Annotated in this window: 24 protein-coding genes; 12 read left to right on the top strand and 12 right to left on the bottom strand. The window is 63.2% G+C overall.

The features are described 5' to 3' along the window. Positions 1-2 precede the first annotated feature (2 nt). From VCB98_RS01530 to VCB98_RS01500, 7 genes are all read right to left on the bottom strand, one after another. The gene (locus VCB98_RS01530; RefSeq protein WP_346049764.1) at positions 3-650 is read right to left on the bottom strand and encodes a riboflavin synthase; all 648 of its coding nucleotides are present in this window, start codon (positions 648-650) and stop codon (positions 3-5) included. Further along, positions 650-1,759, bottom strand: a complete 1,110-nt coding sequence (gene ribD / locus VCB98_RS01525; protein WP_346049762.1) for a bifunctional diaminohydroxyphosphoribosylaminopyrimidine deaminase/5-amino-6-(5-phosphoribosylamino)uracil reductase RibD — start codon at positions 1,757-1,759, stop codon at positions 650-652. The genes VCB98_RS01530 and ribD overlap by 1 nt, the downstream gene beginning before the upstream one ends. Then, on the bottom strand, positions 1,756-2,283 hold the full coding sequence (gene nrdR / locus VCB98_RS01520) for a transcriptional regulator NrdR (RefSeq protein ID WP_346049760.1): 528 nt from the start codon (positions 2,281-2,283) through the stop codon (positions 1,756-1,758). Before nrdR ends, ribD begins: the two co-directional genes overlap by 4 nt. Positions 2,284-2,312: 29 nt before the next feature. Continuing rightward, positions 2,313-3,569, bottom strand: coding sequence for a serine hydroxymethyltransferase (gene glyA, locus VCB98_RS01515; protein WP_346049758.1), 1,257 nt, complete (start codon positions 3,567-3,569; stop codon positions 2,313-2,315). 448 nt (positions 3,570-4,017) lie between these two features. Continuing rightward, complete coding sequence (locus VCB98_RS01510; RefSeq protein ID WP_346049756.1) at positions 4,018-5,757, bottom strand: protein adenylyltransferase SelO; 1,740 nt, start codon at positions 5,755-5,757, stop codon at positions 4,018-4,020. An 84-nt stretch (positions 5,758-5,841) separates the two neighbouring features. Further along, on the bottom strand, positions 5,842-6,318 hold the full coding sequence (locus tag VCB98_RS01505; RefSeq protein WP_346049754.1) for a hypothetical protein: 477 nt from the start codon (positions 6,316-6,318) through the stop codon (positions 5,842-5,844). 127 nt (positions 6,319-6,445) lie between these two features. Beyond that, entirely contained in the window at positions 6,446-7,426 is a 981-nt protein-coding gene (locus tag VCB98_RS01500) for an acetoin utilization protein AcuC (protein ID WP_346049752.1), read from the bottom strand. Positions 7,427-7,544: 118 nt separating this feature from the next. On the opposite strand from VCB98_RS01500, the gene VCB98_RS01495 reads away from it, so the two are divergent. The 5 genes from VCB98_RS01495 to VCB98_RS01475 all read left to right on the top strand — a co-directional run bounded on the left by VCB98_RS01495 (position 7,545) and on the right by VCB98_RS01475 (position 12,506). Beyond that, positions 7,545-8,009 (top strand): ATP-dependent zinc protease family protein, encoded by a 465-nt coding sequence (locus tag VCB98_RS01495; RefSeq protein WP_406672772.1) that lies wholly within the window; start codon positions 7,545-7,547, stop codon positions 8,007-8,009. Positions 8,010-8,018: 9 nt separating this feature from the next. After that, the gene (gene rimK, locus VCB98_RS01490; RefSeq protein ID WP_346049748.1) at positions 8,019-8,924 is read left to right on the top strand and encodes a 30S ribosomal protein S6--L-glutamate ligase; all 906 of its coding nucleotides are present in this window, start codon (positions 8,019-8,021) and stop codon (positions 8,922-8,924) included. Positions 8,925-8,930: 6 nt separating this feature from the next. Then, complete coding sequence (locus VCB98_RS01485) at positions 8,931-9,974, top strand: succinylglutamate desuccinylase/aspartoacylase family protein (RefSeq protein WP_346049746.1); 1,044 nt, start codon at positions 8,931-8,933, stop codon at positions 9,972-9,974. A gap of 279 nt (positions 9,975-10,253) precedes the next feature. Beyond that, on the top strand, positions 10,254-11,921 hold the full coding sequence (gene ettA, locus VCB98_RS01480; protein WP_346049744.1) for an energy-dependent translational throttle protein EttA: 1,668 nt from the start codon (positions 10,254-10,256) through the stop codon (positions 11,919-11,921). 72 nt (positions 11,922-11,993) lie between these two features. Beyond that, positions 11,994-12,506, top strand: coding sequence for a hypothetical protein (locus VCB98_RS01475; protein ID WP_346049742.1), 513 nt, complete (start codon positions 11,994-11,996; stop codon positions 12,504-12,506). 72 nt (positions 12,507-12,578) lie between these two features. Here the strand turns inward: VCB98_RS01475 and VCB98_RS01470 are convergent, their stop codons facing one another. After that, positions 12,579-13,316: a ferredoxin--NADP reductase gene (locus tag VCB98_RS01470; RefSeq protein WP_346049740.1), complete on the bottom strand. Its 738-nt coding sequence runs from the start codon at positions 13,314-13,316 to the stop codon at positions 12,579-12,581. Positions 13,317-13,561: 245 nt separating this feature from the next. Here VCB98_RS01470 and VCB98_RS01465 point away from each other — a divergent pair, with 245 nt between their 5' ends. Together VCB98_RS01465 and VCB98_RS01460 are read left to right on the top strand one after the other, a co-directional pair. Further along, a complete protein-coding gene (locus VCB98_RS01465; RefSeq protein WP_346049738.1) occupies positions 13,562-14,056 on the top strand; it encodes a hypothetical protein in 495 nt (164 codons plus the stop codon). 201 nt (positions 14,057-14,257) lie between these two features. Next, positions 14,258-15,127, top strand: a complete 870-nt coding sequence (locus tag VCB98_RS01460; protein WP_346049736.1) for a class I SAM-dependent methyltransferase — start codon at positions 14,258-14,260, stop codon at positions 15,125-15,127. Between the two features lie 64 nt (positions 15,128-15,191). Here the strand turns inward: VCB98_RS01460 and VCB98_RS01455 are convergent, their stop codons facing one another. Continuing rightward, complete coding sequence (locus VCB98_RS01455; protein WP_346049734.1) at positions 15,192-15,998, bottom strand: N-formylglutamate amidohydrolase; 807 nt, start codon at positions 15,996-15,998, stop codon at positions 15,192-15,194. After that, entirely contained in the window at positions 15,995-17,368 is a 1,374-nt protein-coding gene (hutF, locus tag VCB98_RS01450) for a formimidoylglutamate deiminase (RefSeq protein WP_346049732.1), read from the bottom strand. The genes VCB98_RS01455 and hutF overlap by 4 nt, the downstream gene beginning before the upstream one ends. Positions 17,369-17,443: 75 nt before the next feature. Here hutF and hutI point away from each other — a divergent pair, with 75 nt between their 5' ends. The 5 genes from hutI to VCB98_RS01425 all read left to right on the top strand — a co-directional run bounded on the left by hutI (position 17,444) and on the right by VCB98_RS01425 (position 23,598). Then, a complete protein-coding gene (gene hutI / locus VCB98_RS01445; protein WP_346049730.1) occupies positions 17,444-18,589 on the top strand; it encodes an imidazolonepropionase in 1,146 nt (381 codons plus the stop codon). Continuing rightward, entirely contained in the window at positions 18,586-20,085 is a 1,500-nt protein-coding gene (gene hutH / locus VCB98_RS01440; protein WP_346049728.1) for a histidine ammonia-lyase, read from the top strand. The genes hutI and hutH overlap by 4 nt, the downstream gene beginning before the upstream one ends. 42 nt (positions 20,086-20,127) lie before the next feature. Continuing rightward, a complete protein-coding gene (locus tag VCB98_RS01435; protein WP_346049726.1) occupies positions 20,128-22,227 on the top strand; it encodes a TonB-dependent receptor in 2,100 nt (699 codons plus the stop codon). A 71-nt stretch (positions 22,228-22,298) separates the two neighbouring features. After that, on the top strand, positions 22,299-22,886 hold the full coding sequence (locus VCB98_RS01430) for a methyltransferase family protein (RefSeq protein WP_346049723.1): 588 nt from the start codon (positions 22,299-22,301) through the stop codon (positions 22,884-22,886). 10 nt (positions 22,887-22,896) lie between these two features. Further along, positions 22,897-23,598: a protein kinase domain-containing protein gene (locus VCB98_RS01425; protein WP_346049721.1), complete on the top strand. Its 702-nt coding sequence runs from the start codon at positions 22,897-22,899 to the stop codon at positions 23,596-23,598. A 490-nt stretch (positions 23,599-24,088) separates the two neighbouring features. On the opposite strand, the gene VCB98_RS01420 is transcribed toward VCB98_RS01425, so the two are convergent. Then, a complete protein-coding gene (locus VCB98_RS01420) occupies positions 24,089-24,670 on the bottom strand; it encodes a C40 family peptidase (RefSeq protein WP_346049719.1) in 582 nt (193 codons plus the stop codon). Positions 24,671-24,677: 7 nt separating this feature from the next. Next, complete coding sequence (hutU, locus tag VCB98_RS01415) at positions 24,678-26,348, bottom strand: urocanate hydratase (RefSeq protein WP_346049717.1); 1,671 nt, start codon at positions 26,346-26,348, stop codon at positions 24,678-24,680. Positions 26,349-26,453 lie beyond the last annotated feature (105 nt).

The raw sequence follows: 26,453 nt of genomic DNA, 5'->3' as shown, positions 1-26,453 counted from the left end.
AATCAGTTGCCCTTGTCCGCCAGCAGATCCGTGCGCAGGCTGCCATCGGGCTGACGGGCATCCAGGCCCATGAGGCGTTCCAGATAGCGGGCCACCAGATCAATCTCGATATTGACCCGGGTGCCCACCTGGCAGCGGTCCAGATTTGTCTTTTCCAACGTATGGGGAATGATGTTGACCCCGAAGCGTCGACCGCTGACTTCATTGACGGTCAGGCTGATGCCGTCAATGGCAATGGAGCCCTTGCGGGCCACGTACTTCTCAAGCCTGCCGGGCAATTCAAAGCCAAAGCGCCAGGAGGCCCCCTCGCGCCGGCGTTCCACGCAGCGCGCCAGCCCGTCCACATGCCCGGTGACAAAATGCCCGCCCATGCGAGTACTCGGGGTCAGCGAGCGTTCCAGATTGACCGGGTCGCCCTCGCGCAGATCACCCAGGCTGGTCAGGGACAGGGTCTCGCCGGAGACGTCGGCGGCAAAGCCGGCCTTGTGCGGCGCCAGCGCCGTCAGGCAGCAGCCGTTGACGGCCACACTGTCGCCCTCGGCAATGTCCTCCATGCCAAGACCGCTGGTATCAATGTCCAGGCGCGCATCCTGCCCCTGGCGACGCAGGGCCCGAACCCGCCCCTGGCCTTCAATCAAACCGGTGAACATCAATCGTCTCCGTTTCTCGGCCGCAGCAACAGCCGCAGATCCTCTCCCACCTGTCGCAGATCCCGGATCTCCAGCCGCACTCGATCCTGCATGGCCTCCAGGCCCGGCAGCTCAAACAGCCCGCGCCCATCGGCGCCCATGAGATGGGGCGCCAGATAGAGGCAGATTTCATCCACCAGGCCCGCCTCGAGCAGGCCACCGGCAAGACCGGCACCCGCCTCCACCATGACTTCATTGGCCTCGTCCTGTTTCGCCAGACTGGCCAAAACAGCCGACAGGGCCGGGCGGCGGCCGGGAAAATCCCGCACCGTGGCCCCCGCCGCGGTCAGCGCCTGGCGCCGCTCCGGGGCGGCCTGCCCGGCGGCCATGATCAGCACCGGGCCGGCAGTGGAAAACAGGGCGGCATCCGGCGGCGTGCGCAATTCACTGTCCAGTACCACCCGCAGCGGCTGGCGCTCCAGCCCCGGCAGGCGCGGATTGAGGCGCGGGTCATCCGCCAGGACCGTGCCAATCCCGCTCATGACCGCCGAGGAGCGGGCCCGGCGACGGTGGACATCGTCCCTGGCCGCCTCGCCACTAATCCAGCGGCTCTCGCCGCTGGCCATGGCGGTGCGCCCGTCCAGGCTGGCGGCCAGCTTGACCGTGACCCAGGGCCGCCCATGCCGCATGCGGTGGAAAAAGCCCCGGTTGAGCGCTTCGGCCTCGGTCGCCAGTACGCCGGTCAACGTGTCGATGCCGCGCTCGGCCAGATAGGCCATGCCCCGGCCGGCCACCTGGGGATTGGGATCCGCTACCGCCGCCACCACCCGAGCCACGCCGGCCTCGGCCAGCGCCACACAGCAGGGCCCGGTCCGCCCCTGATGAGCACAGGGCTCCAGGCTGACATAGGCGGTCGCCCCGCGGGCCGCCCCACGGGCGGCCTGGATGGCATGAATCTCGGCATGGGCCTCGCCGGGGCGCTCATGCCAGCCCTCACCCACCATCTCGCCGTCACGAACCAGCACACAGCCCACGCGCGGGTTGGGGTCGGTGCTGTACTCGCCGCGAGCGGCCAGTACCAGGGCCCGCCGCATCCAGCGGATATCCGCGGAGGTGGGTGCGGCGGTCATTTCCGCCACTTGCCCCGATTGCCGTTGGCATCCGGCAACAGGGTCAGTTGTTGCCGCTTGAGCGCCGGGTCCGGGGTGGCGCGCAGGCGTTCGATTTCCTCGCTGAAGGCCTCCACGTCCTGGAAGCTGCGATAGACCGAGGCGAAGCGCACATAGGCCACCTCATCCAGGCCCCGCAGCTCGTCCATCACCCATTCCCCGATCTGTCGGGACTTGACCTCCCGCTCGCCGGTGGCGCGAATGCGGTGCATGATCCGCGCCAGGGCCGCGTCCACCGCCTCGGTATCCACGGGGCGCTTTTCCAGCGCCCGGGTCATGCCGGCCCGGAGTTTCTCTTCATCGAAGGGCACCCGTGAGCCGCCCTCCTTCACCACCCGGGGCATCACCAGCTCGGCGCTCTCGAAGGTGGTAAAGCGTTCGCCGCAGCGGCCACACTCCCGCCGCCGGCGCACCTGACTGCCCTCGCCCGCCAGCCGGGAGTCGATCACCCGGGTATCCTCGAAATTACAGAAGGGACAGTGCATCGCTCACCACCGGTCAGGCCGGTTGCCGTTCAGTCGCCGTAGACAGGGAAGCGCCGGCACAGCTCCAGGACTTCCTGCTTGACGCGCCGGACCCGGCCCTCGTCGTTGACGTCTTCAAGCACCACCGCAATCCAGTCGGCAAGCTGCTCCATCTCCGCCTTGCCCATGCCGCGGGTGGTCACCGCCGGCGTGCCGATACGCAGACCGCTGGTCACGAAGGGCGAGCGGGGGTCATTGGGCACGGTGTTCTTGTTGACCGTGATATTGGCCCGGCCGAGTGCTGCATCCGCGTCCTTGCCGCTGATGTCCTTGTCGATCAGATCCAGCAGGAAGAGATGGTTGTCGGTCCCGCCGGACACGATCTTGTGGCCACGAGCGGCCAGGGAATCGGCCAGGGTGCGGGCGTTGTCGATCACCTGCTGCTGATACTGCTTGAACTCCGGCTTCAGGGCCTCCAGGAAGGCCACGGCCTTGGCCGCGATCACATGCATGAAGGGCCCGCCCTGGGTCCCGGGGAAGATCAGCGACTGCAGCTTCTTGGTGATTTCCTCGTTCTTGCGCGCCAGGATCAGCCCGCCACGAGGCCCGCGCAGGGTCTTGTGGGTAGTGGTAGTCACCACATCGGCATGGGGCACCGGGTTGGGGTAGAGGCCCGCGGCGATGAGGCCGGAGACATGGGCCATGTCCACCACCAGATAGGCGCCCACGCTGTCGGCGATCTCCCGGAATTTGGCCCAGTCCATCACCCGGGAATAGGCCGAGAAACCGGCAACGATGACCTTGGGCTTCTGCTTGCGGGCCAGCTCGGCCACCTGATCGTAGTCCACCTCACCCGTGTCCGGGTTGAGGCCATACTGCTCGACGCTGAACAGCTTGCCGGAGAAATTGGGCTTGGCGCCGTGGGTCAGATGCCCACCGTGGTCCAGGCTCATGCCCAGCAGGCCGTCGCCGGGCTTCATCAGGGCCAGATAGGTGGCGGCATTGGCCTGGGAGCCGGAATGGGGCTGCACATTGGCGTAATCGGCCCCAAAGAGCTGCTTGGCCCGCTCAATGGCCAGATTTTCGGCCACGTCCACATGCTCACAGCCACCGTAGTAGCGCTTGCCCGGATAGCCCTCGGCGTATTTATTGGTCAGCACCGAGCCCTGAGCGGCCATGACCCGCGGGCTGGTGTAGTTCTCCGAGGCAATCAGCTCGATATGCTCTTCCTGGCGGCGGCGCTCGGCCTCCATGGCCTCGTGAAGTTCGCTGTCGAATCCGGCAATCGTCATGTCTTTGCTGAACATGGCGTGATTCCTTGGTCTGGGCGATGAACGGGAAAGCCCGCATTGTAACCGAGACGGGCGGCGAGCCCTAGCCAGGGGCGGGATGGGGGGCAGGGGTCAGGGGTCAGGGGTCAGGGGTCAGGGGTCAGGGGACCAGTGGAAAGCCACGGAGAAGAAGTGGCGATCCATTGCGCAGGGAGAGCCTGGACATTTCCGTCCATATAAAGACTGAAAGAAAAGACAGGAGTGAAGTGGATTGTATTTGTCCGACAATCGGCCCCGAAAAGGGCGTCATTGGGAGCCCGGGCAGATTGGTTGCGGCACTGAGAACTACCAGGGAAATTCCCGATAGCCATAACCGCACGGAACACCAAGCGCAAACTGTGGCTGCTCCCACTGGCCAAAATCTACAGATCATGGGCTACCACCGGCACACCCCCCTACCAACCCAAGAAGTCCTTGCAGGCACTCAAGATGAACAACTGTAGTGGGAGAAGCCACCAAGATTGAACAATTCCAGTGGCTTCCGCTGATTGTATTGCGATTCCACTGCGCTGGACTGTTCAGCATAGGGCTGGGTCAAGACCGCCTGGAGGTCTCTCAGGGGCTGGTATTCTCCCTGTGCGGCTTTTTGATAGGTGGGCACGACCAGCCATTCGCGCATGGTGTATTTCGGGTTCACGGCCTTCATCCGGCGTGAGCGTTCTTCCATTGAAGTCGAGCCTGTACTCTCCTCGGCTTTGATTCTTGCTCTCCACGCTGAAAGCCATTGAGTCCATCGCTCCGGGATGCCCTCCCAATTCCCACCGCGGGCTTCGTGGACTGAGCGATAGAAACCTTTCTCGAGTGATTCGATCGTTTCCGGAATCGACGAGAGCTCCCGGAAGAAGATCGTGTAGTCCACCGGGGTTTCCATCATTAGCTGGACCAGTTGCTTGAACAGCTCGGGCTCGAATTCATCGAGCCCCAGTTTCGCGGCCCACATCGTTCGCATTTCGGTCCCCATTACCTGGGGGAATTCGCTTCGAATGCCTTCGAGCTGCTCCAGTTCATCGGGATGATCTACCAATAGAGGCTGCATGGCCGAGCAGAAGCTGTCGAAGTTCTTCTCCGCCGCGACGGGCTGGTTGAAGAATGAGAAATGCTGGCCCCCACCGGTCCAGGGCTGAAAATACGCATCAAAGGCCTCGCAGAACCCGAAGGGCCCGTAATCCAGGGTGTATCCACCCGCGGCACAGTTGTCGCTGTTGAAGTTACCCTGGCAGTAGCCAACCCGAATCCAATTGGCCACCAGAGCCGCAAGACGGCTGCGAAACTCGCGGGCGAGCATCAACACCCTGGCAGGCACCGGCAAACCCTGATCAATTGCAGCTGGGTATTCACGATCAATCAGATGGGTCACCAACTGCCCCAGTTCGCCCAATGCGCTGGGGTGTGCCTGCTGTCTGGCCCGCCGAGCGAACAGCTCCAGTTGCCCCACGCGAATAAAGGAAGGGGCAACTCGGGTGGAGATGGCAACCGGTTCTTCAAGCAGCTGATCGGGTTCCCTCGAACGGGATCCCTCGGAGTACCAGGGACGCATCACTGTCTCGGTTTTGGATACGTAAAGGCTCAGGGAGCGCGAGGTGGGTACGCCAAGCGCGTGCATATGTTCCTGGGCCAGGAATTCGCGCACACTGGAGCGAAGAACGGCACGACCGTCCGCGCCCCGACAGTATGGGGTTCTGCCGCCGCCTTTTAGCTGCATCTCCCAGCGCCGGCCATTGTTGACCATTTCCAGTACCGAGATGGCCCGCCCATCGCCATAGCCATTGCCCGTCTGGAAGGGGCACTGCTGGGTAAATTCCGTGCCGTAGATGGAGAGCGCATAGCCGCATGCCCAACCGACGGGTCTCATGGACTCGGGCACGACGGAAAGGTCTCCGGAGAACATGGCCATGAAGTCCGGTGATTGGGCCAGGCGGTCAGAAAAGCCCAGCTCCCGAAACAGTTCCGGGCTGTGGGCCGCATAGGCCGGGTTTTCGATGGGTGTCGGCCTGACCGGAACGTAATGGCCTGAAAACACCTGCCTGGGCTGATGATCCTGGCCCTCGGGGTCCGCATCCGGATCACGGACCAGATTCTCCATCAGTGAATAGTCTGCCAGTGGAGCCACGTCTTCGAGGCAGGTGATGTCTGTTTCGCCTTGGCGAACGGCTTGATTGCTCATCGCGGACTCTCCAGATCGGGGCAACAACCACTCTACTCCACCGGTCAAGTGGCTCCAATCACCTGGCCGTCACCCCCACCATGCTCAGAAGACATTTGCGAGGATCAAGCCGAGCAACAGCAGCCCAATGCAGGCCCAGCCGAAAATATTGATGTACTGCCTGTTCTGAACGATCAGCGATGCTGGCGCAATCAATGCAGGCAGCACCCACCACAACGACAGGAAAAGCGCCTGGTTTCCGGTAACACCGGATACGCCGATCAGGTACAGGCCGCATCCGAATGCCACGGCAACGGCAAGTGCGATGAATCGACGCTTGGGCGGCAGGCCTTGTGAGGGGGCATCTTTGTCTTCGCGCACACGGGAGAAGAAAATCACGAAGGCTGCGATGGCAAAAAGCGTCGACAGTGACCCGACGGCAAAAGCCGTAAGCACCACCGGACTGTCGATTGTGGCAACCGTCGCGGTGAGGCTCATCCAGGAGAGCAGGGTCAGGACAAGCGCTACGACAATCAGCCCTGCCAGCCGCTTCCCATAGGAGTCATTACCCAAGCTATCCATTTTTCTTCTCCTTGCACATGCTTCCACGAAGCCAATCGCTTGTGGCTATCCATTCTCTGTGGTTGAAGTCAGATCCAGAACAAGCAATACATTGTCCGTCCTCTGCCTGTCTCCCCCCTGGCAGCATTTAAGCATCATTGCTCTCTATCAGGGCCGACAGAACCGCTGACCAGGCAATACCGATGTTCTGGCGGTTGTAGCCTCCGCCGCCGGTGGCCAGGAGGCGGCCCTGGGCGTGGCGGTCGGCGATGCGGGCGAGGCTGAGGGTGGCGTGGCGGTGGGGCTCGTCGCTGAAGCGCAGGTGAGTGATGGGGTCGCCGGCGAGGGGGTCGGCGCCGCACTGAAGCAGGATGAACTCGGGCTGGTGGGACTCGAGGAAGTCTTCCACCTGGGCCCAGGCTTCGAAGAACTCGCGATCCCCCGCGCCCGGTGCGAGGGGGATATTGAGCTTGCTGCCGGCGGCGGCGCCCTCGCCGGTCTCTTCGGCGGCGCCGGTGCCGGGGAAGAGGAAACGGCCGTCTTCGTGAATATCGGCGAAGATCACTGCCGGGTCATCCTCGAAGCCGTAATAGACCCCGTCGCCATGGTGGGCGTCAATATCCACATAGGCCACTCGCGCCAGGCCATACTGGCGGCGCAGGTGCTCGATGACGACGCCGCAGTCGTTGTAGACGCAGAAGCCGGAAGCGGCGTCGCGGGCGGCATGGTGGAGGCCGGCGATGGGGACGAAGGCGCGCCTGGCCTCGCCGCGCATCAGGGCATCGGCGGCGGCCACGGCGGTGCCCACCACCCGCAGGGCGTCCTCGTGAATGCCGGCCTGGGCCGGGGTGTCACCCCCGTCCAGGTAGCCGAGGCCATCCGCACTGCGGCGGGCGACAAAATCCACATACTCGTCGGTATGGAACAGGCGAGCCTGGAAATCATCGCCCTCCACCGGCTCACGGTGGCTGACGCGCGCCAGCAGGCCCTGATCGTCGGCCGCCTTGAGAAAGGCATCCTGGCGATCCGGGCCGAAGGGATGACCGTCGCCGAAACCGTAGCGGCGCAGACTCTCGCCACTAAAAAGCAGCACCGAAGGCTCGTTTGGGTCCACAGACCGTGCTGACATGAATGACTCCCTTGGAGGTTCCCTGAAACCGAGCGGCCCCAGTATAGTGGCAGACTGATCAGCGCTGACAATCGGATGGAGATCATAGCCCGTGTCCTCGAAACGGAAAAACCGGGAACTGCTGACCGTTGGCTGGCGTGAATGGCTGGCCCTGCCGGAGCTGGGCCTGCCCCGGATCAAGGCCAAGGTGGATACCGGCGCACGCACCTCCTGCCTGCACGCCTTCGACGTGAAGAGTTTTGAGAGAGACGGGAAAACCTGGGTCCGCTTCGGGATCCACCCGGAGCAACTGCGCACGGATATCGAGATATTCTGTGAAGCACCGGCGGTGGACCAACGCCTGGTCACCGACTCCGGCGGACACAGCGAGGAGCGCTTCGTGATCCAAAGCCCGGTGACCGTGGGCGGGGAAACCTGGCCCATTGAAATGACGCTCACCAGCCGCGATACCATGCGCTTTAGAATGCTGCTGGGGCGAACCGCCATGCGGGGCCGAGTGCTGGTGGACCCGGCTCGCTCTTTCCTGGCAGGGGCAGAATCAGCCGACGATGACAACAATGACGAAACCGTCGAAGAAGACTGAGAGGTTTGCATGAAGATTGCCGTGCTATCCCGCAATCCGCGCTTGTACTCCACCCGCCGTCTGGTGGAGAGCGCCCGTGAACGGGGACATGAAATCCGGGTGATTGATCCCCTGCGCTGCTACATGAGCATTGCCGGGCACAATCCCGAGATTCATTACAAGGGGGCTCAACTGGACGCAGTGGATGCGGTCATTCCCCGGATCGGGGCCTCCATCACCTTCTACGGCACCGCGGTGCTGCGGCAATTCGAGATGATGGGCGTCTTCCCGCTCAACGAGTCGGTGGCCATCAGCCGCTCCCGGGACAAGCTGCGTTCCCTGCAGTTGCTGTCCCGCCGGGGAATCGGCATGCCGGTGACCGGCTTTGCCCACTCCCCTGACGATACCCAGGATCTGCTACGCCTGGTGGGCGGCCACCCGGTGGTCATCAAGCTCACCGAGGGCACCCAAGGCGTGGGAGTGGTTCTGGCCGAGACCCGCAAGGCGGCGGAATCGGTGATTGATGCCTTCCGGGGGCTCAACGCCCACTTTCTGGTGCAGGAGTTCATCAAGGAGGCCGGCGGTGCCGACATTCGCTGTTTCGTGATCGGGAACAAGGTGGTGGCCTCCATGAAGCGCCAGGCCAAGGAGGGGGAATTCCGCTCCAATCTCCACCGGGGCGGGCATGCCGAGCTGATCAAGATCACCCCCGAGGAGCGCTCAACGGCGGTTCGCGCGGCCCGCATCATGGGCCTCAATGTGGCCGGGGTGGATATTCTTCGCTCCAACCACGGGCCGGTGGTCATGGAAGTGAATTCCTCGCCGGGCCTGGAAGGTATTGAAAGAGCGACCAACAAGGACATCGCCGCGCGCATAATCGAGTTCATGGAAAAGAACGGCAAGGCGGGCAAGACCCGTACGCGCGGCAAGGGATAAGAGACCATGGCCAGAGCCCCAATGCGGATTGCCAATACCGAGGTCGCCGCCGGCCAGCGGGAGACCATCAATGTCCCCCTGGGGCATCTCTACACCCACAACCCCATTACCATGCCGGTGCATGTGGTCCATGGCCGCCGTGAGGGGCCGGTGCTGTTCGTCTCCGCGGCTGTCCACGGGGATGAACTGAATGGCATCGAGATCATCCGCCGGGTGCTGCTGCGGCGCAATCTGCAACGGCTGCGGGGCACGCTGATCGCGGTGCCCATCGTCAATGTGCTGGGCGTGTTGCACATGTCCCGCTACCTGCCCGACCGCCGTGACCTCAACCGGAACTTCCCCGGTAGCAATCAGGGCTCCCTGGCTGCCCGTCAGGCGAGTATCTTCATGCGGGAAATCGTCTCCAAGGCCACCCACGGCATCGACCTGCACACCGCTGCCATTCACCGCTCCAACCTGCCCCAGATCCGCGCCGACCTGGACGACCCCGAGGTCATGGCGCTGGCGGAAGCCTTCGGTGCACCGGTGATGATGAGCTCCGACCTGCGGGAAGGCTCCCTGCGGGAACAGGCCTCGGCCAAGGGCATCAAGACCCTGCTCTACGAGGCCGGCGAGGCGCTTCGCTTTGATGAAGTCTGTATTCGTGCCGGTGAGCGAGGCGTCATCAATGTCATGCGCAAACTGGGCATGCTGCCGGCGGTCCGCGGCCGCAAACCCCGCAAGCAGCCGGTCGTGGCTCGCTCCAGTCTCTGGGTGCGGGCACCGGCCAGCGGCATCGTCCGAATGAATCTCGCCCTGGGCGCCCATGTGAAAAAAGGCCAGGTCCTGGGCCGGATCGCCGATCCTTTTGGTGAGTCGCAGAACGAAATGCAGTCCCCGGTCTCCGGAGTGATCATCGGCCGCTCCGAACTGCCCCTGGCATACGAAGGCGAGGCCCTGTTCCATATCGCCCGCTTCGAAAGCGTCAAGGATGCCGCCGCCAGCGTGGAGGCCTTCCAATCCAGCTACGACCCGGACGCCAATGAGTTCGGGGAACCCCCGATCCGCTAGGGGGAGCGGCGAGCTGTGAGCGACGAGCGGCGAGCTGGCCGTGCATGCGGGACAGCCGTGCTGCTTCGGCAGACCTTGGGGTTCTCATAACTTGTCATTGGAAGGTGGCCAGTAGAATACAGTAGGCCTTTCAGCTTGCACGGCCAGCTCGCCGCTCGTCGCTCGTCGCTCGTAGCTCGTAGCTCGTAGCTCGCCGCTCCTTACCCTTGTCCCCCGCCCCCTCCTCCGGGATAATCCGCTCCCATCTTCTTCCCGCAACACTAATTTCTGGCGAGAACCATGGCTCAATACGTCTACACCATGAATCGGGTGAGCAAGGTTGTTCCCCCGAAGAAAGAGATCCTGCGCGATATTTCCCTGTCCTTTTTCCCGGGCGCCAAGATTGGTGTGCTGGGGCTTAACGGGGCCGGGAAGTCCACGCTGCTGCGGATCATGGCCGGCATCGATACCGAGATCGAGGGCGAGGCCCGGCCGCAGCCGGGTATCAATATCGGCTACCTGCCCCAGGAGCCGGAACTGGACGAGAGCAAGGATGTGCGCGGCAATGTGGAAGAAGGCATTGCGGAAACCAAGGCCCTGGTGGACGAATTCAATGCCGTCTCCGAACAGATGGCCGATCCGGACGCCGATTTCGAGGCCCTGATGGCCAAGCAGGCGGAGCTGCAGGACAAGATCGAGGCGGCCAATGCCTGGAACCTGGAGCGCACCCTGGAGCAGGCGGCCGATGCCCTGCGCCTGCCGCCCTGGGATGCCGAGGTGAAGAATCTCTCCGGCGGTGAGAAGCGCCGGGTGGCCCTCTGCCGCCTGCTGCTGTCGGCGCCCGACATGCTGCTGCTGGACGAGCCCACCAACCACCTGGATGCCGAATCCGTGGCCTGGCTGGAGCGCTTCCTGGAAGAGTTCCCGGGCACCGTGGTGGCGGTCACTCACGATCGCTACTTCCTGGACAATGTCGCCGGCTGGATCCTGGAGCTGGACCGGGGGCACGGTATTCCCTGGGAAGGCAATTACTCTTCCTGGCTGGAGCAGAAGGAACAGCGCCTGAAGCAGGAAGAGAAGCAGGAGACCGCCCAGCGCAAGGCCATGCAGGCGGAACTGGAGTGGGTACGCCAGAACCCCAAGGGCCGCTCGGCCAAGTCCAAGGCCCGTCTCAAGCGCTTCGAGGAACTCTCCTCCCAGGAATTCCAGAAGCGTAACGAGACCAAGTCCCTCTACATCCCGCCGGGCCCGCGCCTGGGGGATCTGGTGGTGGAAGCCAACGGCGTGCGCAAGGCCTTCGGTGACAAGCTGCTGTTCGATGATCTGAGCTTCAATCTGCCCCCGGGCGGCATTGTCGGGGTGATCGGCCCCAACGGCGCCGGCAAGACCACCACCTTCCGCCTGATCACCGGCGAGGAGAAGCCCGATTCCGGCGAGATCCGGGTGGGCGAAACGGTGGAACTGGCCTATGTGGACCAGAGCCGCGATGCCCTGGATGACAGCAAGACGGTCTGGGAGGAAATCTCCGATGGCCAGGACATCATCCAAGTGGGCAATTACCAGACCCAGTCCCGTGCCTATGTGGGCCGCTTCAACTTCAAGGGCTCAGACCAGCAAAAGCGGATCGCTGAACTCTCCGGCGGTGAGCGCAACCGAGTTCACCTGGCCAAGTTGCTCAAGTCCGGCGGCAATCTGCTGCTGCTTGACGAACCCACGAACGACCTGGACGTGGAGACCCTGCGTGCCCTGGAAGAAGCCCTGCTGGATTTCCCCGGCTGTGCGGTAGTGATCTCGCACGATCGCTGGTTCCTGGACCGCATTGCTACCCACATCCTGGCCTTCGAGGGCGACAGTCATGTCGAGTGGTTCGAGGGTAACTACGCCGAATACGAGGAAGACAAGAAAAAGCGTTTGGGCGCCGATGCCGAACAACCACACCGGATCAAGTACCGGCGGCTCGCCAGCTAAGGCCCAAAAAAGGGGGGCTTCTTTTCAATCGTGGCTCCATCGGGGGGCTAACGAACGAAAGGAGTAACAAGCATGAGAAAGACAAGCCTGCTCAGCTTGATGGGACTCACCCTGGCCGTGGCCAGTGCGCCGGCGGCCGCCTTTTTCGGAGATGCCGAAGGCGAGCGCTATTACGTTGCGAAGGTCAACAACGTGCAACTGGATGCCGACGACAGTAGTGATGCCACCAGCATTGCCTTTGCCTTCGGCCAGTATCTGGGTGAACGCCAGGTTGCGGCTTCGGAATCGGAGATCGGCATTACCGTTTCCAACGGCAGCGTCAGCAACAGTGGCTTTCTAGGCGGCAGCAGCGAGGCCGACTGGGAGCTACTGCACCTGGGCAGTTTCATTGCGTTCCAGAACCCGGGTGATTTCAAGATCAAGGGCAAACTGGGATTCGCCTTTACCCAGCTCGAGGTGGGCAATAACACGGAACAGGATTTCAGTGCCGCCTACGGTATTGGCGGCGTCTTCGGCCCGGTCGAGGTGGAAATAACACAATTTGGCAGTGACTTTACCCTGCTTTCTGCCGGTTTCCGATTCTGACAGTAGCCGGGGAGCGGGCAAGGCTCCGCTCCCCGGCCCCTAGCTGCCAGGGCACCTCTGCACAGAGGTTCCCTAATTGGAAGAAATGTACTTCTCCCGCCGGATATTCTGCACCGGAAAGCCCAGCTCTTTCAGCTTCAGAGCCGCCGTATCAATCATTTCCGGATTACCGCAGAGATAGGCAATATCCCGCTCCGGGTCCGGCTTGACCCGGTCGATCTGATCCTGGACGTAGCCCTGATAATGGAAAGCCGTGGGGGATTCCGGCATGACCCGGCTGAAGCAGGCATGGAAGTTGAATCCGGCATGCTTCTCGGCACACTGCTGAAAGTCCTCTCCGTAAAGCAGCTCTTCAGGATTACGCACGCCGAGAAACAGCTCCACGGAGAAATCTTCCAGGTCAATTCGTCGCTCCAGCTCCGGGAGCATGGCCCGATAAGGGGTCACCCCGGTGCCCGTGCCGATCAGCAGATAGCGGCAGGGCGAATCGTCACGCAATACGAAACGGCCAAAGGGCCCGACTGCATCCACGGCATCCCCCGGCTCCATGGCAAACAGACGCTCGGTAGCCCGCCCACCATCCACATGGGTGACCGCAATGGCAATGGACTGGCTGCTCTCTTCCGGAATGGACGCAATACTGTAGCTGCGCCGCAGCATCTGCTCTTCATGGGGCATGTGAAGGGTGACAAACTGCCCCGGCTGATAATCGATAAGCTCACCGTCGCGTCGGGTGAAAGTGAGCTCCCTGACCCGTGGCGTCACCATCCGGGCTGACTCCAGCACCAGTTCGAACTTGCGAATCGCCATGTAAACCGTCCCCTGTGGATGGGCAAGACAAAACCCGCGCGCCTGGCACGGACCGAAAAATGGTCCCATATGCTAACAAAGGCCGCGCCGGCTGGAGCGCGCCATTTGCCATGCCGAGCAATAATTCGCCTTCCCGGGTTTGACACGGGCAATCGATGGGCGTAAAAACAACGTGGTGCTATGAATTCATTCGTACAGTAATGCTCGTATCCTGAGCCATAAAGGGAGGCCAAGAGGGAGCCATTATGTTGAAAATGCAACACTTTTCCGTTCTCGGACTGACCCTGCTGCTGAGTGTCCTGCTGGGCGCTTGCGCCGGCAACCACCTGCGCACCGTTGATCGTCAGGTTGTGGGTGTGGACGAGTTCCTCACTCACATCAATGCCCTGACCGAAGAGGTCATCGAAGCCGACGACGACGAATTCAGCGAAGACCAGGTCCAGAAGATTGCCCGCCTCAATGAACAGCTCAATCAGCGCCTGGCCGATGTAAGCGAGGTGGAAGAGCTCAGTGACAAGGAGCGGGATGAAATCTTCGCCATGAGCGAGGACTTTTATGCCACGGTATTCCCGGACCGGGAAGACACCCGGACCATCTGCCGCAATGAAGCGCCCACCGGCAGCCGAATTCCGGAAACCCGCTGCACCACCGTCAAGGACCGCCGCCAGGAAACCGAGCAGACTCAGGACCGGGTCCGTGAAATGCAGCACCGGCCGCAGCAGACCGGCGGCGACGGCTGAGTTTTCAGCTTTTGAAGCAAGGCGGGGACCGTGTCCCCGCCTTGCGCATTCTCCCAGCCTTTGCTTAACCTCCCCGCTTTAACTCACGGCCGTGACCGACTACTCTAAGCTCTTCGTCTTGGGCCACTAGCCTGAGGCATTGCCGTGGTTCACTGATGCAAGTGGCACCTGGCCCCTTCCAAACTGCCCGCGGAGGCCGACATGAATGCATTGAATGCGAGATCTGTTCTTCTTTCCGGTGTTTTCATCGGCCTGATTGGCTGTGCGGCGGGACCGGAGCCGGCCCGGGATGCCGAAGCCGTGCGAGCCGCCGTGGCGGAAGCCGCCGAAGGCGATCACCGTTCCGACGCCCATCGTGAGCGAAATGACGCTCGCAACCCGGTCGAGACCCTGGACTTTTTCGGTCTTGCCGCGGATCAGCATGTGGTCGAACTCTGGCCGGGTGGCGGCTGGTATACCGAGATCCTTGCTCCGGTGCTGGCCGAGCACGGCAAACTGACTGCCGCGAGCTTTGATACCGAGTCAGAAGTGGCCTATCAGGCCCGGCTGGGCAAAGCGTATCTGGAAAAGCTGGCGGAAGAACCCGACATCTACGGCAATGTGGAAGTGCTGCCCTTTGACCCGCCGAGAAAGACCCGCCTCGGGGAGCCCAACTCCGCCGATCTGGTGGTGACGTTCCGCAGCCTCCATGGCTGGGTCAACGACGAGGTGGCCGAGGAAGTCATGCGGGCGGCGCTGGAGGTACTACGCCCCGGCGGCAGCTTCGGCGTTGTTCAGCACCGGGCGCCGGCCGGTGAGGACCCCATGGAATGGGCGCAGCGTGGCTACGTCCCCGAGGAATATGTCATCCAGCTGGCCGAACGCGTGGGTTTTCGTTTTGTGGACAGCAGTGAGATCAATGCCAATCCACGGGATGAAAAGGACCATGATTTCGGCGTCTGGACCCTGCCCCCCAGCCTGCGCGCCTGCCGGGAAATGGACGAAGGCGCGGAACGGGATGACTGCATTGCCCATTTTCAGTCCATTGGCGAGTCCGACCGCATGACCCTGCGCTTCGTCAAACCGGATTGATCAAAGCGGCTGAACGGATGACAAACCCGGTGCCCGCGGCACCGGGTTTTTTATGGAGCGGCAATCAAAGCCCCTTGACCACATCCTGGATGACGGCGCGAAGGATCTGGCGGGTCTGATCGAAGCGCTCGTGTCGGGGACCGCCGGCGGGATCCAGTTCATTCATGTAGACCCGTTGCGCCATTTCGATCTGGACGGCATCAACCTGTTCCATGGCCCCGTAGTGGCGGGTGATATACCCCCCCTTGAAGGGATAGTTTCTCGCCACCCGCAGCCCGGCTGCCTCGAAGCCGGCCTCCAGACCACCAATCAGCCACTCATCACAGCTAACGCCCTCACCGTCGCCGAGGTAAATATCCTTGAGCAACTCGTCGTTGATCCGGGTGGGTGAGGACATGATGCTGTGGGCATCGATCAGTACCGCCCTGCCGAACTCCTCCCGGGTCTGTTCGAGAAGCTTCTGAAGCTGTTCATGGTAAGGGGCATGGTAAAGCTGCCGACGCCGTTCCACTTCGTCTTCATCGGGCTCATGGGTCCAGACAGGCTCGCCATGGAAGGTATGCAGGGGCACCAGGCCGGTTTCGAAGCGGCCCGGATAGAGTGGCCGATTCTCCGGCGGGCGGTTGAGATCAACCACAAAGCGGTTGTAGACCGCATGGATGGTGGTTATGCCGAGCTCCGGCAGAAAGTCATAGAGTTCATGCAAATGCCAGTCGGTGTTGGGTAGTTCATGCAGATCATCGCTGGCGAAGAAACGGGATATGCCCTCCGGCACCCGGGTGCCCGTATGGGGAATACTGACCACCACGGGCAATCGCTCGGTATTTGGCTCGCGGATCACATATGGGTTTTCTTGCTCGTTTTCACTCATTTTTCCTCCCCGTAAATCGACTTCACTACCCCGGCAAAGGCCTGCCGACGAGCATCCGAGTCAGGCAGCGCGCCCTGGCTGACCTGCTTGTGCCCGGCCACATAGACGTCGCGCACGGCGCCGCGCGCGCCCCCTATGAGCAGGGCATCCACCGCCGTATCCGGCCCATGACCGGCGACAGCGGGATGGTCTTCATCCACCACCACCAGGTCCGCGAACGCCCCGGACTGAATGGCTCCGCCGCCAGCCTCACCGTTGTAGCCGTGATCACCCAGGGCGGCGGCACCGGCTACCGCCATCTCGCTCCACATGGCCTGCCCGATACCGCGCTCGTCGGCCAGCAGCAAGCGCCGCTCCCGACGCAGACGTTGGCCGTATTCCAGCAAGCGCAACTCCTCCACCGCATCGATACGGCAATTGCTGTCGGAACCGATGGCCATCGACCCACCCTGCCGGCGAAACTCCGCCGCAGGAAACAGGCCGTCGCCCAGGTAGGCCTCGGTCAATGGGCAGATCACCACACGGGCATCGGCCGCCGTCACCCGCCGCAACTCATCCGGGCCGGCATGGGTGGCGTGGACCAGATTCCAGTGGCGGTCCAGTTCGACGTGATCGGCCAGGACGGTGACCGGCGACCGACCGTGTCGGGCCTGGCAGTCGGATACTTCGGCACGCTGCTCGGCAACGTGGATGTGGATGGGGATATCCGGGCCCAGTACGCCCCGGGCGCCGGCCACCAGATCCGCCAGCTCCTCGGGCGGGACCGCTCGCAGGCTATGGGGTGCGATACCTGGTGACAGATCCTTGAGCTTGCTCAGCAGCTCGAGGAAATCATCCAGGTGTCGATGCACGAAGCGACGCTGGCCCTCGCCAGGCTCGCGATCGAATCCGCCCTTGCGGTAATAGACCGGCAGCAGTTTCAGGCCAATGCCCACATTGTCGGCCGCTTCGGCCACCGCGCGCGCCATCTCCTCGCCCGCGCTGCCGTCGGGCAGGTGATGCAGATAATGAAACTCGGCCACCCGGGTGAAGCCGCCCATCAACATTTCCGCGAACGCCTGCTCGGCAATGATGCGCATCTGCTCGGGGGTGACCACCGAGGCCAGGCGGTACATGTGGTCCCGCCAGCTCCAGAAGGAATCCTGCCCCGCCGGGACCTCCCCGAAACCGCTCATCGCGCGCTGAAAGGCATGGCTGTGGGCATTGGGCATGCCCGGCAGGGCCAGCCAGCCGTCATAATCCAGGGGCCCGCGAGCGGCATCCAGCACATCCAGGGCCTGAATTCGGCCTGCCGAGCTGACGACAACCGCGCAGTCGTTTACCATCCCTTCCGGCGTCAGCACATGCCGAAAGGTGAGTCGCTGAGTCATTGCCTACTCCACTGCCAGTTCAAATGGGGCCGAAGCGTGTACGACCTGATCATTCGCAACGCGAGAGTATATCCAATGGACGGCACCCTTCGTCAGGGCGGCTTTGACAGCATCGCCGTCCAGGACGGACGAATCGCCGCCCTGGGCGTGGACAAGGATGCCGTCGCCCTGGAGACGGTGGATGCCGACGGCCGGGTCCTGATGCCGGGCCTGATCGACTGCCACACCCACGTCCTCTACGCCGGCCATCGCATGGACGAACATGCCCGCAAGCTGGAGGGCGCCAGCTACGAGGAGATCGCCCGCAGTGGCGGCGGCATTCTGTCCACGGTGCGTGCCGTGCGCGAGGCGGACGAGGAGCGCCTGGTGCGGGAGAGCCTGCCCCGGGTATCCGCCCTGCTGGCCGAAGGGGTGACCACGGTCGAAGCCAAGAGCGGCTATGGCCTGGACACTGAAAACGAGCTCAAGATGCTGCGGGCCATCCGCCATCTTGACCGGGAGACCCCGGTCCACCTCTCTCCCACGTTCCTGGGCGCCCATTCCATTCCGGCCGACCGCTCCCGGGAAGATTACATGGACGAGCTGGTCGAGAAGACCCTGCCGGCGGTGATCGAGCAGCAACTGGCCGAGACCTGTGACATCTACGTGGAACGCATCGCCTTTACCGTGGCTGACATGGAGCGGCTGTTCGCTGCGGCCCGAGACGGCGGGCTGCGCCTGCGCGCCCATACCGACCAGCTCTCCAACATGCAGGCCACCCGGCGCGCCGCCGAGCTCGGAGCCCTGTCCTGCGATCACCTGGAATACACCGAAGAAGCCGATATCCGCGCCATGGCCGAGCACGGGACCGCCGCCGTGCTGCTCCCGGGGGCCTTTTATTTCCTGCGGGAAACCAAATTGCCGCCGATTGCCGGCTTTCGGAAGGCCGGCGTGCCGATGGCGGTTTCCACCGACATCAACCCGGGCAGCTCTCCGGTGGTCAGCCTGCAGGCGGCCATGCACATGGCTGCCATCTTCTTCGGCCTGACCGCCGAGGAAATCCTGCTGGGCGTGACCAGCAATGCGGCCGCCGCCATGGGCGAGGCCGAAGACCGGGGCAGCATCGAGGTGGGCAAAGTGGCCGATCTCACCCTCTGGGACATCCCCGGGCCGGAATTTCTCATCTATCAACTGGGCGGCATCCGCCCGGACCGAACCTACATCGGAGGTCATCCCGCGTGAGCGAACAAGCCCTGATTCTTGACGGCGAAAGCCTGACTCTGGATGCCCTGCGGGACTGGGAAGCCACGCCCCGTCCCGCTGCCCTGGCAGAGAGCGCCCGTGAACGCATGCAGCAATCCGTGGCTGCGGTCGAGCGGGTCATTGACCAGGAACGGGTCAGCTATGGCATCAACACCGGCTTCGGGGCCCTGGCCCGCAAGCGGATCTCCCGCGACCAGGTGGTGCAGCTTCAATACAACCTGGTGCGCAGCCACGCCTGCGGCGTGGGCGAGGCCCTGGCCCCCAATGCCACCCGTCGGCTGATGCTGCTCAAGGCCAATGCCTTGGCCGTTGGCCATTCCGGCATCCGCCCGGAAGTGGTGGAAACCCTGCTGGCGCTGCTCAATGCTGATGTGCTGCCCCTGATCCCCGAGCGCGGTTCCGTGGGCGCTTCCGGGGATCTGGCGCCTTTGGCCCACCTCACACTGGCACTGATCGGCGAAGGCGAGGCCCTCCACCAGGGTGAAGTGCTGGAAGGCCGCGATGTGCTGGCAGCGGTGGACCGGGAGCCGGTGGTGCTGCAAGCCAAGGAGGGCCTGGCCCTGCTCAACGGCACCCAACTGTCGGCAAGTCTGGCCATCGAGGGCCTGTTCCGCCTGGAGCGGCTCTGGGATGCGGCCATCGCCGCCGGTGCCCTGAGCGTGGAGGGGCTGGCCGGCAGTTACAGCCCCTTTGATCCGCGACTGCACGCGGTCCGGCGCATGCCCGGGCAGATCGCCGCTGCCGAAGCCCTGCGCGGCTGGCTCAGTGACAGCGAGATCCGCGAGAACCACCGCAACTGCAGCCGGGTCCAGGACCCCTATGCCCTGCGCTGCATGCCCCAGGTCATGGGTGCGGCACGGGACACCCTGGACCATGCCCGGCGCATACTCGAGTGTGAACTCAACGGCGTCTCCGACAATCCCCTGATCTTCGATGACGAAGTGATCTCCGGCGGCAACTTCCACGCCGAGCCCATTGCCATGGTGTCGGATTTTCTTGCCGTTGCCGGGGCCGAGATCGGCAGTATTTCCGAACGCCGAAGCGATTGCCTGGTTCGCGGAGTGAATCCGGACATGCCCCTGTTCCTGACCGAAGAGGCCGGGGTGGAAAGTGGTTTCATGATCGCCCACGTCACCGCCGCCGCCCTGTGCTCGGAGAACAAGACCCTGGCCCACCCAGCCTCGGTGGATTCCATCTCCACCTCCGCCGGCCAGGAGGACCATGTCAGCATGGCGCCTTGGGCCGGACTGAAGCTGGTCCAACTCTGCGAGAACCTGGCCCGCATTCTGGCCATTGAGCTGATGGCCGCGGCCCGGGCGGTGGAGCTGCAGGCGCCGCTCAAGACCACCCCGGAGCTGCAAAAACTGTTGAAGTGGTTGCGCGATATCTCACCGGCACACACCGGCGACCGCCGCATGGATCGGGATATCGAGGAACTTGCCGAGGCCTTGCTGGGTCTGCCTGAGTTCAAGTAGGAATTCTCAGCCGGACCACATCTAGCGAAAAGGAATCGGCGAATGCGGTTTCCCAACAGGCGATGCCCGGCGGCAATGCTGACCGCCCTTTGCATCATGCCGGCCCTGACTCAGGCCCAGGTCACATCCGAGGAAAAGCCCACGGACGAAGCACTGGAGCTGGAACGCATCATCACCAGCACCAGCCGAGCCGAGCGGGCCCTGGCAAGGGAACCGGCCAGTGTGTCCCGGGTGGACGGGGTGGAGATCGAGCGGGTCGCCCACACCCATGTCAGTGAGCTGATGTACCGGGTGCCGGGAACCTGGGTCACCCGCAATAGCGGCCAGGAACACCTCACCGCGATTCGCTCCCCCGTGCTCACCGGGCCGGGGGCCTGCGGCGCCTTCCAATTCCTGGAAGACGGCATCCCCATCCGCGCGGCGGGTTTCTGCAACGTCAACGCCCTGTTCGAGGTCAACACCGAGCAGGCCGGGGCCGTGGAAGTCATCCGCGGGCCGGCCAATGCCCTGTACGGCTCCAACGCCCTGCACGGGACCATCAACGTCATCAGCCGCCGCCCCCTGGATCCACCGGCCCGCCAGGCCAGCCTCGAGGCCGGCCCGGACCGTTATTGGCGTGGCCAGGTCTCCGGTGGTGGCAGCCAGGGGAATACCGACTGGCGGGCCTCGGCGACGCTTACCGAGGACGGCGGCTGGCGGGATGACAGCGGCGTCAGTCAGCAGAAACTCAATACCCGGATTCAGCATCCCCTGGCCGGGGGCGAACTGAGCTGGTTGTTTGCCGGCAGCTGGCTGGACCAGGACACCGCCGGTTTTCTGGAAGGCTTCGAGGCCTATCGCCAACGCCCCACCGACAATGACAATCCGGAGGCCTTTCGCAAGGCCGAGGCCCAGCGGCTGGCAGCGCGCTGGGACCGGGGGCTGGCATCGGGCTGGGAGCTGGAAATCACGCCCTATCTGCGCCGCACCGACATGGACTTTCTCCAGCATTTCCTGCCCGGCCAGCCGCTGGAACAGAACAGCCAGGAAAGTCTTGGCCTGATGAATCGGCTGTCTTACCAGGGGGATCGCTGGTGGACCCAGGCCGGCATGGATCTGGAATACACCCGCAGTGCACTCAGCCAGTATCAGGACGGCGAAGTGGACGCCGACAATGATTTCCTGCGCGAAACACGGCCGCCGGGGGCCCACTACGATTATCGCGTCAGCGCCCAGCATGCCGCGGCCTACACCCAGGCCAGTCGCCAACTGGGCGAGCGCAGTACCCTGGAAGCCGGGGCCCGGCTGGAGTATCTCAACTACGACTACCGAAACCGCCTGGAACCGGGCAACCGGCGGGACGACGGCAGCGAGTGCGGCTTTGGCGGCTGTCTCTATACCCGCCCCGACGATCGCAGCGACAGCTTCACCACCACCACCCTGAATCTCGGTCTGACCCGGGAGCTGGGCCAGGACCAGGCGCTGTTTACTCGTCTCGCCCAGGGCTACCGGGCGCCCCAGGCGACCGAACTCTATCGCCTGCAGTCAGGCCAGACGGTGGCCGACCTGGATTCGGAGGAACTGGATTCGGTGGAAGCGGGGCTGCGCGGACGACTGGGCATCCTGCGCTATGAACTGGCCGCCTATTACATGGAGAAGGACAACTTCATCTTCCGTGATTCGGATGGCTTCAATGTCAGCGATGGGGCCACCCGCCACCGGGGGATTGAACTCGACCTGCGGCTGCCCCTGTCCACCGAGTGGTCCGTGGCGCTCAATGCCAGCCGCGCCCGCCATACCTGGGCCTTCGACCGGACCGATGGCGAGCCAATCGAGCGGGGTGATGAAATCAGCTCGGCACCCCGCGGGCTGGGCTCGGCCCGCCTGCTCTGGCAGCCCCATAATGGCCGGCAAATCGAGTTGGCCGCCAATTATGTGGGGAGTCATTACCTGGACAATGCCAATGAGCGCCGCTATCACGGACACACCGTTTTCAGCCTGAAGGCAAGCCAGGCGCTCCGGGAGGACTGGTGGCTGCATGCACGGGTACAAAACCTCAGCGACCGCCCCCACGCCGAGCGCGCGGATTTTGCCTTCGACGAATACCGCTATTTTCCGGGCCGGGACCGGAGCCTGTTCCTGGCACTGGAGTACCGTCGCTGAGCACCGGGGGAGTGGTCTGACCCGTCCAAGTCCGGTAATATTCCGGGTTTTATCATCACCAGAGCGCCGGAATGTCCCATCGTACCCGTCATTTGCCAGAAGCCCGTAACCCGGTTCACAAGCTGATCCGGGAAATGCGTTATCACGAGCCGTCTCGCCAGCTACTGGCCATGGCCTACATCCTGGTACTGGCCATCATGGCCGAGCCGGGCCTGGTCAGCCTCTACTGGGTAGGCTTCAGCATCGCCGGCCTGGGCATTCTGATTCGCCTGTGGGCCTCCGGCCACGTCAAGAAAAACAAGGAACTGGCCACCGACGGCCCCTACGCCTACGTCCGCCATCCGCTTTACGTGGGCAATATCCTGGTGCTGGTCGGCTTCTGCATTGCCTCCCAGCTTTGGTGGTCAATCCCGGTGATGATTGCCTTCCTGTGGTTTTACTACCCGCCCGCCATTTCCTATGAGGACCGCAAGCTGCACAAGCTCTTTGGTGAACAGTGGGAAAACTGGTCGCGGGATACCTATGCCCTGTGGCCGAAATTCAAGGGTCGGGGTTTTCGCTTCGGTGGCTGGTCCTTTCGCCAAAGCCTGATGGGCAACGGCGAACCCCTGCTGGTGGCCTACATGATCTACTGTGCCTGGCATCTGGTGGTCTTCTAAAGCCGCTTACATGCGCCCAACGGCTTTGACGGAATCGGAACAAGGAGAGCTTCTCTCCTGGACCCAGGCAGCCATTGAGTCGGGACAGCACAAGCTGTCCCGAGGATATCAGGGCCAGGTTCTCCTTTACCAGGACGGTGACCGGGCACTGGTGATCAAGGCACCCCCCCGTTCTCTCTATCGCTGGCTGTCGATCCGGATGCTGCGCCGGGAGGCGCGGGTCTATGAGCAGCTTGAGGGCATCGAGGGCATCCCGCGTTGTCTCGGCCTGCTGGGCGGTCGTTTCCTGGTGCTTGAGTACATTCCCGGCGACAGTCTGCGCCATGCCCAGATCCCCGACCCGGCGGACTTCTTCCAGCGCCTGCTGCGCATCATCCGCCGCATGCACGCTGCCGGGGTCGGGCACGCTGATCTGAAGCGCAAGGACAATATCCTGGTGGATGAGCAGGGCCGACCCTGGGTCATCGATTTTGGCGTGGCCACTCTGCGACGCCGGGGATGGCGACCGATCAATCGCTTCCTTTTCAATACCGCCCGCCGCTTTGACCTCAATGCCTGGGTCAAGCACAAATACCGCCGCCGCCTCGATCAGGTCGATGAGCGCGACCGGCGTTATCTGCATTACACCTGGATGGAACGCTGGGGACGCCGGATCAAGCAGTTCTGGCGCAAGCTCACCGGACCTCGGATTCGGGAACGGGACCGACGGTAGCTGCCGGGCTTCGACTGGGTTTTGACCGTCTGTTGTCGGTGACGGGGTGCATCCCGGCTTCGGTCCTGGTGCCATCCGGAGGCTCTTGGTCGCGAATAAATTCGCTCCTACGGTGCCTATAGCGTATGCCGAAACCGCCGTAGGAGCGGATTCATCCGCGATTTCCCCAGCCGAATCGAAGGCAATCTGCTCATCAATTCAAATTCGCCATCAGCGTGCACGGCCCAGGTGACCCCCGCCAAGGGTGAGCCTTGGTGGGGGTCACCTGGGCCGTGCTAACGGAGGATTGGTTCAGGCCTATGTCGTGGTGCTACCCGGAGGCTTTTAATCGCGAATAAATTCGCTCCCACGGTGCCATTAGCGCGCCGAAGCCACCCGTGGGAGCGGCTTTAGCCGCGATTAAGAGCCTCCGGATGGCACCAAGGCCCGTGGCCGGGACGCACCCCGTCACCGATATCGAAGGGCCCTACCTGTAAGGAACCTGTGGTCGCTAGCGAAACCGCCCGACCCCGGCAAAGCGTGAGGCCCAGTAGCCATTGTCGAGGCTGGCCCAGGACACGGTGCTGCCCGGTGAGGGAGCGTGGAGAAAGCGACCATCGCCCGCATAAAGGCCCACATGGCTGATGCTGATCCCGTCCACGGCGAAGAAGATCACATCTCCCGGCCCCATATCATCCCGCTGCACGGGCCGGGCCTCGCGGAACTGGCGGCTGGTGGTGCGGGGCACATCGATGCCCACCTCCCGGTGCGCGAACTGGATCAGACCGCTGCAATCAAAGGCACCCGGCCCGTTGGCCCCCAGCCGATAGGGTCGCCCCTTTACCGCCAATGCGGCATCCACAACCGCCGACTGCCCGACCCGGGGCGTGAAATCAGCGTCGACTTCGTCCCCTTCCGGACCGGACGGCCAGCTCAGAAGGCTGCTCCGGGCCACATCCCGGCTATCCACCACCGGGCCGGACCAATTCAACCAGCCGCCCCCATTGCCGGCGGAGGCACCCTCCTCCTCCGGCCAGTTGGCGCAGCCTGTCAGCATCAGGCCGGCTATCAACAGGGGCAGCCAACGTTTCACGATATCCTCACTCCCGATTCAGCATCGGCAGATCCACGCCACGTTCACGGGCAACCCGCCGGGCATGATCATAACCGGCATCCGCATGCCGCATGACGCCCGTGCCCGGGTCATTCACCAACACCCGGGACAAAGCCTGGTGGGCCCGCTCACTGCCATCGGCAACGATCACCACGCCGGAATGAATGGAGTAGCCCATGCCCACACCACCACCATGGTGAAGACTGACCCAGGAGGCACCACTGGCGGTGTTCAGCATGGCGTTGAGCAATGGCCAATCGGCGACCGCATCGCTGCCATCGGCCATGCCTTCGGTCTCCCGGTTGGGCGAGGCCACCGACCCCGAATCCAGATGGTCACGGCCGATCACGATGGGTGCCTTCAGTTCGCCCTTGCGTACCATTTCATTGAAGGCCAACCCCAACTGGTCACGTTCCCGATAGCCCACCCAGCAAATCCGGGACGGCAGGCCCTGGAACTGGATACGCTCGGCGGCAGCATCCATCCAGCGCATCAGTGCCGTGTTCTCCGGCAACAATTCCTTGACCTTCTCATCGGTCTTGCGAATGTCTTCCGGATCACCGGAAAGGGCCACCCAGCGGAAGGGGCCAACCCCTTCACAGAAGCGAGGACGGATGTAGAGTGGAACGAACCCTTTGAAATCAAAGGCGTTTTCAACCCCCGCATCCTGGGCCATGGCACGGATGTTGTTGCCGTAGTCAAAGGTGGGGATACCCCGCTCATGGAAGCCGAGCATGGCCCGGACCTGATTGGCCATGGAGGCCTTGGATTTTTCCACATAGGCCTTGGCATCCCGCTGACGCAGCGCCGCGGCATCTTCCAGGCTGTAACCCTCGGGGATGTAACCGTTCAAGGGGTCGTGGGCGGAGGTCTGATCGGTGACCAGATCGGGATGGCGGTCGCCCTTGAGGATCTCGGGAAACACCTCCGCGGCATTGCCGAGCAAGCCGATGGAAGTGGCCTCGCCCTTCTCCAGCGCCTGGTCCAGCAGTTTGAAGGCTTCTTCCAGGCTGTCGGCCCGGCAGTCCAGGTAGCCGGTTTCCAAGCGCTTGTCGATTCGGCTGGGGTCCACTTCCACGGAAATGGAGGCCAGGCCGGCAATCGAGGCGGCCAGGGGCTGGGCGCCCCCCATGCCGCCGAGGCCGCCGGTGAGCAGCCAGCGCCCGCGGGGCTTGCCGTCGAAATGCTGGCGGACGGCCTCGGCAAAGGTCTCGAAGGTTCCCTGAACAATGCCCTGGGAGCCAATGTAGATCCAGGAGCCGGCCGTCATCTGCCCGTACATCATCAGACCCTTGCGATCGAGCTCGTGGAAATGATCCCAGTTGGCCCATTCGGGAACGAGATTGGAGTTGGCCAACAGCACCCGGGGAGCCCCCTCATGGGTCTGAAAGACCCCAACGGGCTTGCCGGACTGGATCAGCAGGGTCTCGTCATCACCCAGGCGCTTGAGGGTTTCGACGATGGCATCGAAGCATTCCCAGTTCCGGGCCGCCCGACCGATGCCGCCATAGACCACCAGTTCCCTGGGATTCTCGGCCACCGCCGGATCCAGGTTGTTGTGCAGCATGCGCAAGGCGGCCTCCTGGACCCACCCCCGGCAGTGGCGCTGGTCACCCGTTGGGGCATGCAATTCCACATCTCGAAACCGTTCACTCACCAGCCATCTCCCCGAATGTCGATTGAAATTTCGCCGTTGCATTGCAGCAACAAGCTCTCCAGCCGACTATTTTACCAGCCGCGCCCATCACCCCGAAGCAGCCGG

Source organism: Natronospira elongata (genome assembly GCF_034931365.1).
GTDB lineage: Bacteria > Pseudomonadota > Gammaproteobacteria > Natronospirales > Natronospiraceae > Natronospira > Natronospira elongata.
This window is presented reverse-complemented; position numbering and strand designations above follow the sequence as displayed.